Annotated in this window: 15 protein-coding genes; all 15 read left to right on the top strand. The window is 57.3% G+C overall.

Going from position 1 to position 15,105, the window contains the following annotated elements:
- The first annotated feature begins 88 nt into the window (after window positions 1-88).
- Window positions 89-775: an FAD-dependent thymidylate synthase gene (thyX, locus tag A7E78_RS08375; protein ID WP_072283794.1), complete on the top strand. Its 687-nt coding sequence runs from the start codon at window positions 89-91 to the stop codon at window positions 773-775.
- Window positions 776-820: 45 nt separating this feature from the next.
- Window positions 821-1,888: a peptide chain release factor 1 gene (gene prfA / locus A7E78_RS08370; protein WP_072285096.1), complete on the top strand. Its 1,068-nt coding sequence runs from the start codon at window positions 821-823 to the stop codon at window positions 1,886-1,888.
- A gap of 2 nt (window positions 1,889-1,890) precedes the next feature.
- Window positions 1,891-2,754 (top strand): peptide chain release factor N(5)-glutamine methyltransferase, encoded by an 864-nt coding sequence (prmC, locus tag A7E78_RS08365; RefSeq protein WP_072283793.1) that lies wholly within the window; start codon window positions 1,891-1,893, stop codon window positions 2,752-2,754.
- Between the two features lie 26 nt (window positions 2,755-2,780).
- Window positions 2,781-4,040 (top strand): UDP-N-acetylglucosamine 1-carboxyvinyltransferase, encoded by a 1,260-nt coding sequence (gene murA, locus A7E78_RS08360; protein ID WP_072283792.1) that lies wholly within the window; start codon window positions 2,781-2,783, stop codon window positions 4,038-4,040.
- A gap of 90 nt (window positions 4,041-4,130) precedes the next feature.
- Window positions 4,131-4,793 carry an ATP phosphoribosyltransferase gene (gene hisG / locus A7E78_RS08355; protein WP_072283791.1) on the top strand — a complete coding sequence of 221 codons (663 nt, stop codon included), beginning with the start codon at window positions 4,131-4,133 and terminating at the stop codon, window positions 4,791-4,793.
- Between the two features lie 25 nt (window positions 4,794-4,818).
- A complete protein-coding gene (gene hisD / locus A7E78_RS08350; RefSeq protein WP_072285095.1) occupies window positions 4,819-6,108 on the top strand; it encodes a histidinol dehydrogenase in 1,290 nt (429 codons plus the stop codon).
- A 210-nt stretch (window positions 6,109-6,318) separates the two neighbouring features.
- Entirely contained in the window at window positions 6,319-6,909 is a 591-nt protein-coding gene (hisB, locus tag A7E78_RS08345) for an imidazoleglycerol-phosphate dehydratase HisB (protein WP_072283790.1), read from the top strand.
- 1 nt (window position 6,910) lies between these two features.
- The gene (gene hisH / locus A7E78_RS08340; RefSeq protein WP_072283789.1) at window positions 6,911-7,531 is read left to right on the top strand and encodes an imidazole glycerol phosphate synthase subunit HisH; all 621 of its coding nucleotides are present in this window, start codon (window positions 6,911-6,913) and stop codon (window positions 7,529-7,531) included.
- Window positions 7,532-8,263 carry a 1-(5-phosphoribosyl)-5-[(5-phosphoribosylamino)methylideneamino]imidazole-4-carboxamide isomerase gene (gene hisA / locus A7E78_RS08335; protein WP_072283788.1) on the top strand — a complete coding sequence of 244 codons (732 nt, stop codon included), beginning with the start codon at window positions 7,532-7,534 and terminating at the stop codon, window positions 8,261-8,263.
- A 61-nt stretch (window positions 8,264-8,324) separates the two neighbouring features.
- Window positions 8,325-9,092: an imidazole glycerol phosphate synthase subunit HisF gene (gene hisF, locus A7E78_RS08330; protein ID WP_072283787.1), complete on the top strand. Its 768-nt coding sequence runs from the start codon at window positions 8,325-8,327 to the stop codon at window positions 9,090-9,092.
- Window positions 9,093-9,433: 341 nt separating this feature from the next.
- Window positions 9,434-9,757: a phosphoribosyl-ATP diphosphatase gene (locus tag A7E78_RS15760; RefSeq protein WP_072285094.1), complete on the top strand. Its 324-nt coding sequence runs from the start codon at window positions 9,434-9,436 to the stop codon at window positions 9,755-9,757.
- Between the two features lie 93 nt (window positions 9,758-9,850).
- Window positions 9,851-10,297: a GatB/YqeY domain-containing protein gene (locus A7E78_RS08320; RefSeq protein WP_072283786.1), complete on the top strand. Its 447-nt coding sequence runs from the start codon at window positions 9,851-9,853 to the stop codon at window positions 10,295-10,297.
- Window positions 10,251-10,868, top strand: a complete 618-nt coding sequence (locus A7E78_RS08315; protein ID WP_235606721.1) for a CvpA family protein — start codon at window positions 10,251-10,253, stop codon at window positions 10,866-10,868. Before A7E78_RS08320 ends, A7E78_RS08315 begins: the two co-directional genes overlap by 47 nt.
- Window positions 10,865-13,234 carry an endonuclease MutS2 gene (locus tag A7E78_RS08310; RefSeq protein ID WP_072283784.1) on the top strand — a complete coding sequence of 790 codons (2,370 nt, stop codon included), beginning with the start codon at window positions 10,865-10,867 and terminating at the stop codon, window positions 13,232-13,234. Before A7E78_RS08315 ends, A7E78_RS08310 begins: the two co-directional genes overlap by 4 nt.
- Window positions 13,231-15,048 carry a DNA primase gene (dnaG, locus tag A7E78_RS08305; RefSeq protein ID WP_072283783.1) on the top strand — a complete coding sequence of 606 codons (1,818 nt, stop codon included), beginning with the start codon at window positions 13,231-13,233 and terminating at the stop codon, window positions 15,046-15,048. Before A7E78_RS08310 ends, dnaG begins: the two co-directional genes overlap by 4 nt.
- The last annotated feature ends 57 nt before the right edge of the window (window positions 15,049-15,105 follow it).

The following is a 15,105-nucleotide window of genomic DNA, read 5'->3' as shown; positions in this document are numbered from 1 at the left end:
CTTGTCGAGTTTTTTCTATCGCATCGGGCATGAGGCCTGCTGCGGAGCGCTTCCGGCCTGTTGGGCCGTTGATTGACCGAGGGGAGCCATGTTCGTACAGCTATTGCAGCATACTCCCGAGCCCGAACGGGTGGTGGCGGCGGCGGCCCGGCTTTGCTATTCAGCATCTTCTGTTGAGCAGTTGATGGAACAGGGACCGCAAGAGCGTGCCCGGCTGTTGGAAAAAATTCTCTCCCTGGGGCATCTGTCTGTTTTAGAGCACGCCTCCTTTTCCTTTGGTGTCGAGGGGATTAGTCGTGCTTGCTCCCATCAGTTGGTCCGCCATCGTCTAGCATCCTTTTCACAGCAAAGTCAGCGTTATGTTTCCCACAAGGAACGTTTTGCTGCTGTAGTACCACCGACAATTGCCGAACGGCCCGAGTTGTTGGAGCGATACGAACGGCTTTTTGATGAGGTGCATGAGTTGTATCGTGAGATGCTTGAGTCGGGTGTTCCGGCAGAGGATGCTCGCTTTGTGCTGCCCAATGCCGCACAGACCAAGCTGGTGCTGACCATGAACGCGCGAGAATTGCTGCATTTTTTCAACTTGCGCTGTTGCCGTCGAGCCCAGTGGGAAATCCGCGCTATGGCTATCGAAATGTTGCGTTTGGCACGAATTGCCGCACCTCTGCTCTTTGCCGGAGCGGGCCCCGCTTGTCTGACCAAACCCTGCCCTGAAGGCGCTATGACTTGTGGTGCCATTGATCAAGTGCGGCGGGAGTTTTCCGAACTCTGATCAGATTTTCAGGGGACGTGTAAGGAGTCGTTGGTCGTGGATCCCATGTTTGAAAAGCTGGAAGAGGTCGTTGATCGCTTGCGCGAGGTCGAGGGGTTGCTCTCTGATCCGCAGGTGGCTTCCAATCAAGATCGATTTCGGGGGCTGACCAAAGAGCATGCCGAATTGTCCCCCGTAGTCGAAACCTTCGACAATTATCGGCAGTTGTGCGATGAGATTGCCGGACACCGCGAGTTGCTGCAGGATAGCGACCCTGATCTCAAGGAAATGGCCAGGGAGGAATTGCCGGCACTGGAAGAGCGGCGTACCGAGTTGGAGCAAGAACTCAAACTGCTGTTGTTGCCCAAAGATCCCAACGATGAAAAGAACGTTATCCTGGAGGTTCGCGCCGGAACCGGTGGCGACGAAGCAGCCCTGTTCGCCGGGGATTTGTTTCGCATGTACAGCCGATATGCCGAACGCCAGTCCTGGCGGGTCGAGATTCTCAGCTGTTCTGATTCCGATGCCGGTGGCATGAAGGAAGTCATCGCCATGGTCAGCGGCCAGCGAGTCTATTCCCGGCTCAAGTACGAAAGTGGCACTCACCGGGTACAGCGGGTTCCGGAAACGGAAACCCAGGGGCGCATTCATACTTCGGCCTGTACCGTAGCTGTGCTGCCTGAGGCGGAAGATGTTGATGTCGATATCGACCCGACCGATCTGCGCATCGATGTCTATCGTGCCTCCGGCGCCGGAGGCCAGCATGTCAACAAGACCGAATCGGCGGTACGTATCACCCATGTGCCGACCGGCGTGGTGGTTTCCTGCCAGGACGAAAAGTCGCAGCACAAAAACAAGGCCAAGGCCATGAAGGTGCTCAAGTCCCGCATCCTCGATAGCCTGATGGCCGAGCAGCAGGCGCAAATGGCCGCTGATCGCAAGACTCAGGTTGGCAGTGGCGATCGCTCCCAGCGCATTCGCACTTATAACTTTCCTCAAGGCCGTTGCACCGATCATCGTATCGGGCTGACTCTTTATAAGCTCGACAATATTATGCAGGGCGGTCTCGACGAGCTGGTTGACGCCATCAGCACCCATTGCCAGAGCGAGGCTCTGGCCGGCCAGGAGGCCTGATCTTGGCCGAGCCGTGGACGGTGCTCAAGGTTTTACAATGGACAGCCGGCTACCTGCAGGAACAGGGCATTGAAGGGGCACGGCTTGATGCAGAACTGTTGCTGACCGAGGTCCTGCAACTCGACCGGGTCGGCCTGTATGTCAACTACGACCGCCCCCTTGAGGCGACGGAACTGGCCGCCTATCGTCAACTTGTGGGTCGACGTGCCCGGCGGGAACCCGTGGCCTATATTCTCGGTCGCAGTGAGTTCTGGTCTTTGCCGCTGGTGGTCAGGCCCGAAGTGCTGATCCCCCGCCCCGATACCGAGGTGCTGGTAGAAGAGGCCTTGCAAAGGGCCGACAGCGAAAGCCGTATTCTGGATGTCGGCACCGGCAGTGGCGCGATAGCTATTGCCTTGGCTCATGAGTTGCCAGGTGCGCAGCTTGTAGCTATCGATCTTTCCGATGCGGCTCTGGCTGTGGCAAAAGAAAATGCTCGGTCCAATAATGTTGCCGAGCGGATTTCCTTTCAGCAGGGGGATCTTCAGTCTTTGCCGACCGGCCCTTTTGAGCTGATAGTGGCCAACCCGCCTTATATACCCCAGGGGGATTTGGCGTCTTTGCAGCCCGATGTGCGGGATTACGAGCCGCACTTGGCGCTGGCTGGCGGCAGTGATGGCCTTGATTGCTATCGAATTCTGTCGGCTCAGTCGCGGCAGTGTTTAACTGCTGGCGGCTGGATGTTGCTGGAAGTTGGTGTTGGTCAAGCTCAGGCGGTACAGCAACTGCTGACGCAAGCGGGATTGGTTGAAGTCTTCTGCCGTAACGATTATGCCGGTGTGGCACGGGTAGTCGGAGGCCGTTGCGCAGTTACTGCCAAAGCATAAACCTTTTTTTGACAGGCAAGAGACTTTTGGAAAAAATCATTATTCATGGTGGCCGGAAACTCTCCGGAAGTGTTCAGGTCAGCGGCGCAAAGAATTCCGCCCTGCCGTTACTCTTTGCTACCTTGCTTGCTCCCGGAATTCATCGTCTTGGCAATGTGCCGAACCTGAGGGATATTACCACTGCGGAGCGTCTGTTGGGGGCTCTGGGTGCACAGGTTGAACGCCAGGACAATACGTGCACCGTTGATGCAACGGCCATTCAGAGTGTTGAAGCACCTTACGAGCTGGTTCGCACCATGCGCGCATCGGTACTGGCTCTGGGGCCCTTGCTGGCTCGACTTGGACACGCGCGGGTCAGTTTGCCCGGCGGTTGCGCCATCGGAGCCCGGCCGATCAATCTCCACCTCAAGGGGCTGGAAGCCATGGGCGCAAGGATCGAGCTGGATCATGGCTATGTCGAGGCTCGTGCCAAGCGGCTTAAGGGAGCCCATATCTATCTCGATTTTCCCACCGTCGGCGGCACTGAAAACCTGATGATGGCCGCGGCGCTGGCCAAGGGCACCACGGTATTGGAAAATGCCGCCTGCGAGCCCGAAATCGTGGATCTGGCTGACGCGCTCTGTTCCATGGGCGCCAATATTCATGGTGCCGGCAGCGATCGCATCACCATTGAAGGGGTGGATGAGCTGCAGCCCATGGATTTTTCGGTCATGGCCGACCGGATCGAAGCCGGTACCTTTATGGTCGCCGCTGCTTTGACCCGGGGCAATGTGCTGGTCGGTGGTGCTCGAGCCGAGCATCTTGAAGCGTTGATCTGCAAATTGCGCGAAGCCGGTGTTGAGGTATTCGAAGAAGCAGAGGGGATTCGGGTCAAGGGCCCGCGCCGCATTGCCGCGGTCGACATCAAGACCCGACCTCATCCGGGTTTTCCCACCGATATGCAGGCGCAATTCATGGCTCTGATGGTGTTGGCCAATGGCACCAGCGTGATCAGTGAAAATGTCTTTGAAAATCGCTTTATGCATGTCTGCGAATTGCAACGCATGGGAGCAGACATTTCTATCGAAGGAGGCCAGGCGACGGTCAAGGGAGTCAAGGAACTGCTTGGCGCACCGGTCATGGCTACCGATCTACGGGCCAGTGCCTGCCTGGTGCTCGCCGGACTGGCGGCGGACAATACGACCGAGGTTCGACGGATCTACCACCTCGACCGGGGGTATGAGCGTATCGAAGACAAATTCCGTCAGCTGGGAGCCCGTATTGAGCGGGTCAGAGAAGAATCGTAACCGCTGATTTATATCGGCAACGAAGTTGATACTGCTTTCGTTCCGGTTGTTGTTTTTTTAAACCATCCACGATTCACCGAGGGTTAACCTATGAGTGATTTTATCACCTTTGCCTTGCCCAAAGGGCGCATCATGCAGGACTCGATGGAACTCTTTGGCAAGATCGGTATCACCTGTCCGGAAATGGCTGGGGATAGCCGCAAACTGGTTTTTGAGAACCGCGAAAGTAAGTTTCGCTTTATGGCGGTGCGGGCTACTGACGTGCCGACCTATGTAGAATACGGCTGCGCAGATATCGGTGTGGTCGGCAAGGACACCCTGTTGGAACAGGGCAAGGACCTGTACGAACCCCTTGATCTCAAGTTCGGTTATTGCCGGCTGATGGTCGCCGAACCTAAGGCCCTGCTTGAGGAAGAAGACCCGAGCAGCTGGTCGAATATTCGCGTGGCCACCAAATATCCCAACATCACTGAGCGCTATTTTGCGGAGCGCGGCGTGCAGGTGGAGCTCATAAAACTCTACGGTTCCATTGAGCTTGCACCGCTGGTGGGTTTGGCCGAGCGCATTGTCGACCTGGTCTCCACCGGCGCCACCTTGCGCGATAACGGTATGGTCGAAGTAGAAACCATTGCTGAAATCACCAGCCGTTTGATCGTTAATCGGGCCAGTCTGAAGACCAAGCATCAGCGGATCAGCCGCATTATCACCGATCTGGAAAAGGTGATCGGTGACGAAGTGACCATCTCCGGTTAAAAACTATCGTTTGGGAGAGAGCATGATCGAATTTCTGCGCTTTGACGATGCTAGCTTCGAAGCGGCCCTTGAGCGTATCGTGGCCCGTGGCGAGGAACCTCCGGCCGGTGTCGAGGACGTCGTTGGCGAAATTATCGCCCGGGTCCGCCAAGAAGGCGACCGGGCCTTATTCGACTATACCGTCCGTTTCGATGGACTGGACCTCAGCGCAGCCACCGTCGAGGTTTCGGCCGAGGAACTGGAAGAGGCCCTGGCTGAAATCGACGATGACTCCCGTGCCGCTCTGCAACTGGCTGCTGATCGCATCGAAGCCTTTCATCGCAAGCAAAAGCAGGAATCGTGGCTGTCCACCGACGAGCCGGATATGCTGCTCGGCCAGCTGGTGCGGCCCCTCGACCGGGTCGGAATCTACGTTCCCGGCGGAAAGGCCAGTTATCCGTCCTCGGTATTGATGAACGCCCTGCCGGCCAAGGTGGCCGGAGTCGGCGAGATCGTCATGGTCGTACCGATGCCCAAAGGTGAGATCAATCCTCACGTGCTGGCGGCGGCCAGGCTGGCCGGGGTCGATCGCGTGTTTAAGATCGGCGGCGCCCAGGCGGTAGCGGCCCTGGCCTTCGGCACCGAAAGTGTACCGCGAGTCGACAAAATCACCGGTCCCGGTAATATCTACGTGGCCACCGCCAAGAAGCAGGTCTTTGGCCAGGTCGATATCGACATGATTGCGGGACCGAGTGAAATCCTGGTCATCAACGACGGTAGCGGTGACCCCCGGCACGTGGCGGCCGATCTGCTGTCCCAGGCCGAACACGACGAGTTGGCCGCCAGCATTCTGGTCACTACCGACGGCGCTTTTGCCGCAGCGGTCAAAGAGGCCCTCGCTGAACAGCTGACTGTGTTGCCGCGAAGAGAAATCGCCGAGCGATCCCTGGCCAATTACGGGGCGATCGTTGTCGCGGCCGATCTCGACGAAGCCATCACCTTCAGCAACCGCATTGCTCCGGAACATCTCGAGTTGGCGGTGGCCGATCCCTTTGCCGTGCTGCCGTCGATTCGTCACGCCGGCGCGATCTTCATGGGCCACCATACTCCGGAGGCGGCCGGCGATTACCTGGCCGGGCCCAATCATACCCTGCCGACGGGTGGCACGGCGCGCTTTTTCTCGCCTCTCGGGGTGGACGATTTTGTTAAGAAATCGAGCTTGATTTCTTTGAGCCGCGAAGGTTTGCAGCGGATTGGCCCGGCGGTCGTCACACTGGCGGAGTTGGAAGGGCTCGCTGCCCACGGCAGGTCGGTATCGATCCGTATCGATAAATAATTGATGGCGTCGCAAAAAGCTTACCCTGCTGCGTTGCAGCGTTTTTCAGGAACTCGATATCCCGTAAGAATGTCTTTGTCTCTGAAAAGCCGCTATGCCTTGCAGGTTGAAAATTTTGCTTAACCATCTTATGGCTTGCGAAATTCTTAGTTGATTCAATGGCGTCCGCTGGCGATGGCGGACCTAACCGAACACTATGGGGGGAAGGATATGCCACGCAGCGCGACCATCGATCGGCACACCGCAGAAACCCGGATTCATCTGACCCTGTCCCTGGATGGCTCCGGCCGAGGGGAGGTCGCTACCTCAGTGCCCTTTCTCGATCATATGCTGGTCTTGTTGACCCGACATGGGTTCTTCGATCTCACCGTGCAGGCCGAAGGGGATGTGCAGGTCGATGCTCATCACACCGTCGAAGATCTCGGTATCTGTCTCGGTGAAGCCTTTAAAAAGGCGATCGGCGATAAACAGAGTATGCGCCGCTACGGTCGTTGTACCATGCCCATGCACGAAGCGCTGGCCACGGTCGATATCGACTTTTCCGGACGGCCCTGTCTGGTTTTCAATGTTGACCTGCCCAAGGCCAAGGTCGGTGATTTCGATGTTGAACTGACCGAAGAGTTTTTCGTTGCCTTCTGTAACCACGCCGGTGTCAACCTGCATGTTAACCTGGCTTACGGCAGCAATCTGCACCACATCATTGAGGCGATCTTCAAGGCCTTTGGCCGCGCTTTGGATGAAGCCACCGGCAGCGACGAGCGTATTGTCGGGGTTATGTCGAGTAAAGGAAAGCTGGAATAGCATGATTACCATCATCGATTACGGTATGGGCAACCTGCGCAGTGTGCAGAAGGGCTTCGAAAAGGTCGGTTTCAGTGCCGAAGTGACAGCCGATCCACGTGTGGTGGAGCGAGCCGATAAACTGGTGCTTCCCGGCGTCGGTGCCTTTAAGGATTGCATGGATAATCTTCGTAACGGCGGTTTTATTGACGCTATTCATAGCCATGTGTCCACCGGTCGGCCTTTTCTCGGCATCTGTCTTGGGCTGCAATTATTGTTCACCGAAAGCGAAGAGTTCGGTTGCCATCAGGGACTCGGTATTATACCCGGCAAGGTAAGGCGTTTCGCCGAGGATATGGAAGTTGCGGGGGAACGGCTCAAGGTGCCACACATGGGCTGGAACCAGATCTCCATCGAGCAACCGTCTCCACTGTTGCGTGGTGTGGCGGACGGGTCGGCAGTCTATTTTGTTCACTCCTACTATGTCGATCCCGAGAATCCGGAGGTGGTGGCCACCACTACAGACTACGGCCAGCGTTTTTGCTCCAGCATCTGGCACGACAATGTCATGGCGACCCAGTTCCACCCGGAAAAGAGTCAGCAGGTAGGGCTGCACATTCTGAAAAACTTTGGAGAATTGTAAATGATCGTTATTCCGGCCATCGATTTAAAAGAAGGGCGCTGCGTGCGCCTCGAGCAGGGGCTCATGGACAAGGACACCGTCTACAGCGACGATCCCGCCGGTCAGGCCCTGTCCTGGCAGGAGCAGGGCGGTGAACTGTTGCATATCGTCGATCTTGATGGCGCCTTTGCCGGCGTGCCCCGCAATCGCGAGGCGATCCGGGCCATTGTCGAGGCGGTTTCCATGCCGACCGAACTGGGTGGCGGTATCCGCGATCTGGCCACCGTCGAGGCTTATCTTGAGCTCGGGGTCAGCCGGGTGATTCTCGGTACCGTGGCCAAGGAAAATCCGGCCCTGGTGGCCGAGGCTTGTCGGCTTTTTCCGGGCCGTATTGTGGTTGGTATCGACGCCAAGGACGGTTTGGTCGCGGTGCGGGGCTGGGCCGATGTGACCGAAAAGCGTGCCTCCGAATTGGCTAAAGAGATGGAAGGGTACGGTGTCGAAGCAATCATCTATACCGACATCGCCCGCGACGGCATGATGCAGGGCCCGAATATCGAGGCCACTCGCCAATTGGCCGAAGCCATCAGCGTGCCGGTTATCGCCTCCGGCGGGGTCTCGTCTCTCGACGATATCGCTCGTTTGATGACGGTCGAGTCGGCCGGCGTGACCGGGGTGATCACCGGTAAGGCCATCTATACCGGCAGCCTTGATCTACGCGAAGCGGTGGCTTTGACCAAGCGTGGGCGCTGATTAAAAATCTTCGCGCCCCTTGTAATGGCGGTAAACCATTCTTATCTTTGCAGGATAACTAATGCTGAGTAAACGAATCATACCTTGTCTTGACGTCAAGGACGGCCGGGTGGTCAAAGGGGTCCAGTTCGTGGGATTGCGCGATGCCGGAGATCCGGTGGAGGCAGCGGAAATCTACGACGCTCAGGGTGCCGATGAACTGACCTTCCTGGATATCACCGCGTCCAGCGACAAGCGCGACATTATCCTCGACGTGGTGTCCCGCACCGCCGAGCGGGTATTTATGCCCCTCACCGTCGGCGGTGGTATTCGCGAGATTGCGGACATCCGCAGACTGTTGAATGCCGGAGCGGACAAGGTTTCCATTAACACCGCTGCCGTTTATCGTCCTGAATTCGTTCGCGAGGCCGCTGAACGGTTCGGCTCCCAGTGTATCGTGGTAGCCATCGATGCTCGCCGGGTGCCTGATTCCGATCCCCAGCGTTGGGAAGTCTATACCCACGGCGGGCGTACCCCGACCGGGATCGACGCTATCGATTGGGCGGAACGAATGGAGGCCTACGGCGCCGGCGAGATTTTGCTCACCAGCATGGACTGCGACGGCACCAAGGACGGATATGATCTGCTTTTGACCCGTACTGTCAGCGACCGGGTGCATATTCCGGTTATTGCCTCGGGGGGGGTCGGCAACCTTGAACATGTCCGCGAGGGCTTGACCGAAGGCGGTGCCAGTGCTGCATTGGCTGCGAGTATTTTTCATTTCCGTGAATATACTATTCGCGAGTGCAAGGAATATCTGCTTAAGCACGGCGTGCCTGCTCGCTTATAGAGTGCCGGGGAGGAATCATGGCTCTTCTGGAGCAAATACAATTCGATAAGAACGGCCTGGTGCCGGCTGTGGTCCGAGATGCCGCCAGTGGTGCGGTATTGATGTTGTCGCATCTTAATGCCGAGGCTTTCGCCAAGACCGAAGCCAGCGGCCAACTGCACCGCTACTCCCGCTCCAAGGGGGCGGTGGTGACGTCTGAGGATGCACCTGAACTGGTTCGCGAAGCACGTCTGAGCTGTTCCGGTGATTGCCTGCTATTGTCCGTTGAGATTCAGGAGGCTCCCGATTGTTTTTCCACCGTACTCTGGCAAGATCCGCAGGGCGAGGCGGCACCAGTCGATATCCTGGATGAGGTCTATCGCATCGTACAGCAGAGGCGCGATCAGTCTGCAGATCAGTCCTATGTCGCTTCGCTGTTTGCCAAAGGGCTCGATAAAATTCTTGGTAAGATTGGTGAAGAAGCGACGGAAACCGCTGTTGCCGGTAAGGGTGGCGATCCCAAAGAAGTGGTATCCGAAACAGCCGACCTGTTTTTTCACGTGTTGGTGCTGCTCGGTTATTACGATTTGCCACCGGAGCGCATCTATGCCGAATTGCGGAGGCGCTTCGGGGTCTCCGGGCTGACCGAAAAGGCCAGCCGCAGCCAGAAGAGTGACGCCCGTTAGGCTAAAAGCCTAGGGTGTTATATCGATTGCAAGGGGATCGGTTTTCCGGTCGCCTTTTTGTGCTTTTCCAACCTTGTAAGGATTGACAGGCCAATGAGTCTCAAACAACAACTGACCGACGCCATGAAAGAGGCCATGAAGGCCAAGGCCAGCGAACGCCTGAGTACTATTCGACTGATTCGCTCGGCCATCAAAAATCGCGAGATCGACACCCGCGAGGAACTCGATGATCCGGGGGTTATTGCCATTCTCGGTACTCTGGTCAAGCAACGTAAAGAATCGGCTCAGGTCTATCGAGACAATCAGCGTCTGGATCTGGCTGAAAAGGAAGAAGCCGAATTGGCCATACTGCAGGAGTTTTTGCCCGAACCTCTAAGCGACGAGGAGTTGGTCGCTTTGATCGACGAAATCGTTGGCGAGCTGGGGGCTACCTCCATGCGTGATATGGGGCCGGTGATGAAGCTGGTCGGTGAGCGGGCCCAGGGCCGGGCCGATGGCAAGAAAGCCAGCGTTCTGGTTAAGGAACGCCTGGCCGGTTGAGCCAGACGCCTTCGGCATTCCTATGAACCTGTTCGATATCGCTATTTTGCTCTTGCTGGCCGGTTTCGTTCTCAAGGGCCTGTGGCGCGGGCTTTTGCGGGAGCTGTGCTCCTTGTGCGGTCTCTTCGGCGGCCTCTTTCTGGCGGTGCGTTTTCATGCACCGTTGGCGGAGCTCTTGATAGAACGAGTGACCTGGCCTAGCCAGCTGTGCGTGGTGATTTCTTTCGCTGCGTTGTTTTTGCTGACGGTGATTTTCTTCGGCTTGCTGGGGTTTGTGCTGTCCCGTTTCATCAAGCTGCTCTTTCTCGGCGGTTTCAACCGCGTGGCCGGTGCCTTGTTCGGTTTGGTTCAGGGCGGACTGTTATTGACCCTGGTTTTGTATGGCCTGAGCCTGAGCCTCAGCCCCCTGCCGCCGCCGGTTCGTGATTTATTCGAACAGTCCCAATTGGCGCCGCCACTCGTCCGGTTTGGCGATACCCTGCTCCATCAGGGCAGCCAGGTGTTGGCGCAGCAGCCGGTGGTCAAGCCTTCGGCTGCCGGTAACAGTGTTCAATCGCCAGGGAGCCGATGAGTAAAGAAACTCTGCGAGTACTCGAATACGATAAAGTACGCAGTCTGCTGGCGCGTTTCACCTCCACGGTACCGGGGCGGGAGCTGGCCCTGGAATTGCAGCCCTTACCGGAAAAAACGGCGGTTGCCGAGGCTTTGGCCGAGGTGGGGGAGATGTGTCAGTTGTTGGAACAGGTTGGTCGGCCGCCGGTAGGCGCTTGCTGCGACCTGCTGCCGGCATTGCGTCAGCTGAGTACCGAGGGGGTTTGGCTGCCTGCAGAACAGTTGTTGGAAGTGCAGAGCAGCCTTGAGGCGGCTCACGACTGCCGCAACTATCTGGCCGAACGGCCGCAGGCGCCCCTTTTATCGGGTTTGGCCGCCGGTCTGCAACCCTGCGTGGCCCTGCGTCGCGAAATTGGTGAAAGCATCGGCCCGCGAGGAGAGATTCTCGACAGCGCCTCCTTTGAGTTGGGCGACCTGCGATATCAGCTGCGCCGCTTGCGGGAACGGATACGCAAGATTCTCGAAGAGCTGCTGCTGTCCGACCGCTATGATGGGGTTTTTCAGGACCGGTTGGTGACCGAGCGCAACGGACGTTATGTGGTGCCGGTCAAGGCCGATCACCGTGGTCGTCTCAAGGGCTTCGTTCACGACGAATCGGCCAGTGGTCAAACCCTGTTCGTTGAGCCGACCGCGGTACTCGACAAAAACAACGAGCTGCAGGCTCTGCAGCGAGCAGAACAGCGGGAGCTGGAACGCATCCTGCGTCGACTGGCAGACGGTGTACGACATCAGGGCGATGCCTTGCGGGAAAATCAGCAGATTCTGGCTCGCCTTGACTTGCGCGCTGCTGCTGCTCGATTTGCCCGCTTTAGCGACGGAAGCGCGCCGCAGTTAGTGGATAAACCGCTCATTGAACTAAAGGGTGCCCGTCACCCCTTGCTGCTGTTTGAGGCTGATGGCACCCCGATTCCGGATCAGGCGGTGGCCATCGACCTGCTGTTGCCTGCCGATAAAGATACGCTGGTAATCAGTGGTCCCAATACCGGCGGCAAGAGTGTTGCGTTAAAGACTGCCGGTCTTTTGGTGTTGATGGTTCGTTCCGGCTTGCATGTACCCTGTCGGCCAGACAGTCGGCTGTTTCTGTTTGATGAGGTTTTCGCCGACATCGGTGACGAGCAGAGTATTGAGCAGAGCCTGTCGACTTTTTCAGGACATTTAAGCCGGATGCGGCAGATTCTGCAACAGGCCGATCGTTACTCCCTGGTGCTTCTCGATGAGGCCGGTACGGGAACTGATCCGGCTGAAGGTGCGGCGCTGGCCATGGCGGTACTCGATGAATTGCGTGGTGCCGGAGCCAAGACGCTGGTGACCACTCACCTGAACCTGGTTAAAGGCTATGCCCTGCTGGAATCGAGGGTGGAGAATGCCGCTGTCGAGTTTGACGAACGGACCCTGCAGCCGACCTATCGCTTACATTACGGCATCCCCGGTGCGAGTAAAGCTTTTACCATCGCCCGCCGGCTCGGTTTGCCGGAGAGCTTGCTGTCGCGCGCCGAAGGTTATCTCGGTGAGGGCGAAAAGGCTGGGCTGGATCTGATCGAAAAGATCAATCAGCAGCAACAGGAATTATCCCGACGGCTGGAAGAGGCCGAGCAATTGCGAAAGCGGGCCCGTCTAGAACGGACCAAGCGTAAGCAATTGCTGGAAGAGTTTGAGGGCCAGCGCCAGGCCTTGCTCGACAAAGCCCGCCGGCGTGGTGAAGGGTTGGTTCGGGAGGCCGAAGATAAAATCAAACGGCTGTTCAAGGACCTGCGGCAGGAAGCGCCTGATGTTGCGGGACAAGCACGGTTGACCGGCGAGCTCCGGCAGGTCCGGGAGGCGATGCGGCCTGTTCCGGCAACAAAGCCCCAGTCCACTGCTGTGCCAAAAGATGTGGCCGTCGGGGAGTTATTGCGTATTCCTGCACTGGCTAGCGAAGGCGAGGTGGTGCGGGTTGCCGGCGACGAGGCCGAATTATCCGTGCAGGGGAAAAAGTTGCGTCTGTCCCTGAGTTCCCTGGAACAGTTTCAGCCGCGGCGGTTTGCACGGCGAAAGAGCGATGGTGGCAAGGTGCGCAATCGAGTGGAGAGGGACGCTCCGCAAAGTCGGCTGCTGCTGGTCGGCAAAAGAGTGGATGAGGCCCTGGTGCTGCTCGACCGTTTCGTTGATGACGCCCTGCTGCAAGGTTTGGCTGAGCTGGAAATCGTGCATGGTTGCGGCGAAGGTATTCTGCGTCGGGCCGTGCGGGAGTTTTTGGCTGGCCATCGTGAGGTGGAGGCTTTTCACGCCGCCGATCTGGCGCGTGGTGGCGACAATGTGACCATTGCACAGCTGAGAAGGGCATGACGGGACGAATTGGTGAAGATAAGATTCAGGAGATCCGCGAACGTATCGACATTGTCGAGCTGGTATCCTCCTATCTGCCACTGAAACGTTCGGGGGCCAATCACCTGGGGCTCTGCCCCTTTCATAGCGAAAAAACGCCGTCTTTTAATGTCAACGCACCCCGGCAGATATTTCACTGTTTTGGCTGCGGGGTGGGTGGCGACGCTTTTTCCTTTCTTATGCGAATGGAAGGATTGAGTTTTCCCGAAGCGCTCCGTCGTCTCGCCGAACGAGCTGGAGTTGAAATTGAAGAAGAACAGCTGACTCCGGCCGAAGAGCAGCAACGGCAAGATCGGGATCGGTTACTGCGGGTCAGCGAGGTGGCTGCCGCCTTCTACCATCAGCAGTTGCTCGAGGACCCCCGGGGGGCGGAAGGACGCCGCTACCTGCGTCATCGCGGTTATGAAGGGGAAACGGTTCGCGCCTTTGGCTTGGGATATGCGCCCGATAGCTGGCAGGCGTTGGCCGACCATCTGGCCGGTAAGGGTTTTGAGCCCAAATGGGCCAGGGATATGCTTGGACTGGTGCGTGCCGGTCGTGATGGTCGAAGCGATTACGATCTGTTTCGGAAGCGGCTGCTGTTTCCTATTCAGGACAGCCGCGGTCGGGTGGTGGCCTTTGGTGGTCGGGTGTTGGATGACAGCTTGCCCAAGTACATCAATTCGCCCGAGTCGCCGATTTATCACAAAGGGCGGATTCTCTATGGTCTCTACCAGGCCAAAGATGCGATGCGTCGCAGCGAGACGGGAATTGTCGTCGAAGGCTATTTTGATCAGCTAGCCCTCTATCGGGCCGGTTTTCAGAATGCCGTGGCGACTTGCGGCACGGCCCTGACCGCCGAGCATGCGCGGTTGCTGAAGCGTTATTGTAAAAAGCTGCTACTGTTCTTTGACCAGGACAAAGCCGGTCGCAAGGCGACCTTTCGCGCTATGGAGGTGCTGCTGGCCGAGGGGGTGTCAGCGGCCGTAGTTGAGCTTTCGGCCGATGAGGATCCGGATTCTTATCTGGCGAGCCATGCGCCCGAGGAGTTGCAAGTCTATTTTGACCGGGCCCGCCCGGTTTTGCAGGTCTATCTGGAGCATTGCCTGGCCCTGCATGGCGACAGTATCGAGGGCAAAGCGCGGGCTGCTGAAGAGGTTCTCAGTAAATTACGTCTGTTGCCGAGCGAACTGGAAAGGGATCTGTACCTCAAGGAGTTGGCTCAGCGTACGGGGCTTGATGAGGCGTTGCTTAAAAAGAAGGCGATATCGCGGCCGAGGGTGACAACATCTCCCCCAAAAGCGACTTTTTCGACGGCTGTTTCACCGCCACAGAGACCTTCTTCGCGACCAGTTGTCGGCCAGGACGGAGAATGTAAGATTCAGGAATGGCTGTTGCATCTAATGAAGATCAACAATGAGGTCCGCATCAAGGTCGCAGAGGCGACCCCGGAGACCCTGTTTAACGACGATGACCGACGAGCTATTGCCATTGCCCTCATTAAGTACAGCACTGCCGAGGGTCGCGTGGATGAAGACCGCGTGCTGAACAGCTTAAGCGAAGACCAAAAAGAGATTCTATCGGGTATTATTATAAAGGACGATGAGGCTCTGGCCGAAGACCCCGTCCGCATCTTTGCAGATTACAAGAAAGCGATGGAGCGGGAGCGGCTTAAGGCGCGCAACCTGGTCTTGCAGGCACAGATTCAGCAGGCCGAGAAAGATGGTGACAGCGTCGCGCTGGCCAATTTGTGGCGTGAATCGCTAGATGTTTCGAAAAAGATCAAGCAACGTTAAATACAGACATTTTGTACAGATATGTAACGACCTTATTTCCGGTCAGCGGAAATCGAG

The sequence above is a fragment of the Syntrophotalea acetylenivorans genome, from assembly GCF_001887775.1.
In the GTDB taxonomy this organism is placed as follows: Bacteria; Desulfobacterota; Desulfuromonadia; order Desulfuromonadales; family Syntrophotaleaceae; genus Syntrophotalea_A; species Syntrophotalea_A acetylenivorans.
The sequence above is the reverse complement of the archived record's forward strand: the minus strand, read 5'-3'. Positions and strand labels throughout refer to the sequence as shown.

What these genes read in the sequence shown, in the direction of transcription:
- hisG (WP_072283791.1), top strand. Translation starts at nt 4,131, where the DNA reads ATGAGTGATTTTATCACCTTTGCCTTGCCCAAAGGGCGCATCATGCAG.
- A7E78_RS08310 (WP_072283784.1), top strand. Translation starts at nt 10,865, where the DNA reads ATGAGTAAAGAAACTCTGCGAGTACTCGAATACGATAAAGTACGCAGT.
- hisB (WP_072283790.1), top strand. Translation starts at nt 6,319, where the DNA reads ATGCCACGCAGCGCGACCATCGATCGGCACACCGCAGAAACCCGGATT.
- thyX (WP_072283794.1), top strand. Translation starts at nt 89, where the DNA reads ATGTTCGTACAGCTATTGCAGCATACTCCCGAGCCCGAACGGGTGGTG.
- dnaG (WP_072283783.1), top strand. Translation starts at nt 13,231, where the DNA reads ATGACGGGACGAATTGGTGAAGATAAGATTCAGGAGATCCGCGAACGT.
- hisA (WP_072283788.1), top strand. Translation starts at nt 7,532, where the DNA reads ATGATCGTTATTCCGGCCATCGATTTAAAAGAAGGGCGCTGCGTGCGC.
- A7E78_RS08320 (WP_072283786.1), top strand. Translation starts at nt 9,851, where the DNA reads ATGAGTCTCAAACAACAACTGACCGACGCCATGAAAGAGGCCATGAAG.
- prfA (WP_072285096.1), top strand. Translation starts at nt 821, where the DNA reads ATGTTTGAAAAGCTGGAAGAGGTCGTTGATCGCTTGCGCGAGGTCGAG.
- hisF (WP_072283787.1), top strand. Translation starts at nt 8,325, where the DNA reads ATGCTGAGTAAACGAATCATACCTTGTCTTGACGTCAAGGACGGCCGG.
- A7E78_RS08315 (WP_235606721.1), top strand. Translation starts at nt 10,251, where the DNA reads ATGGCAAGAAAGCCAGCGTTCTGGTTAAGGAACGCCTGGCCGGTTGAG.
- hisH (WP_072283789.1), top strand. Translation starts at nt 6,911, where the DNA reads ATGATTACCATCATCGATTACGGTATGGGCAACCTGCGCAGTGTGCAG.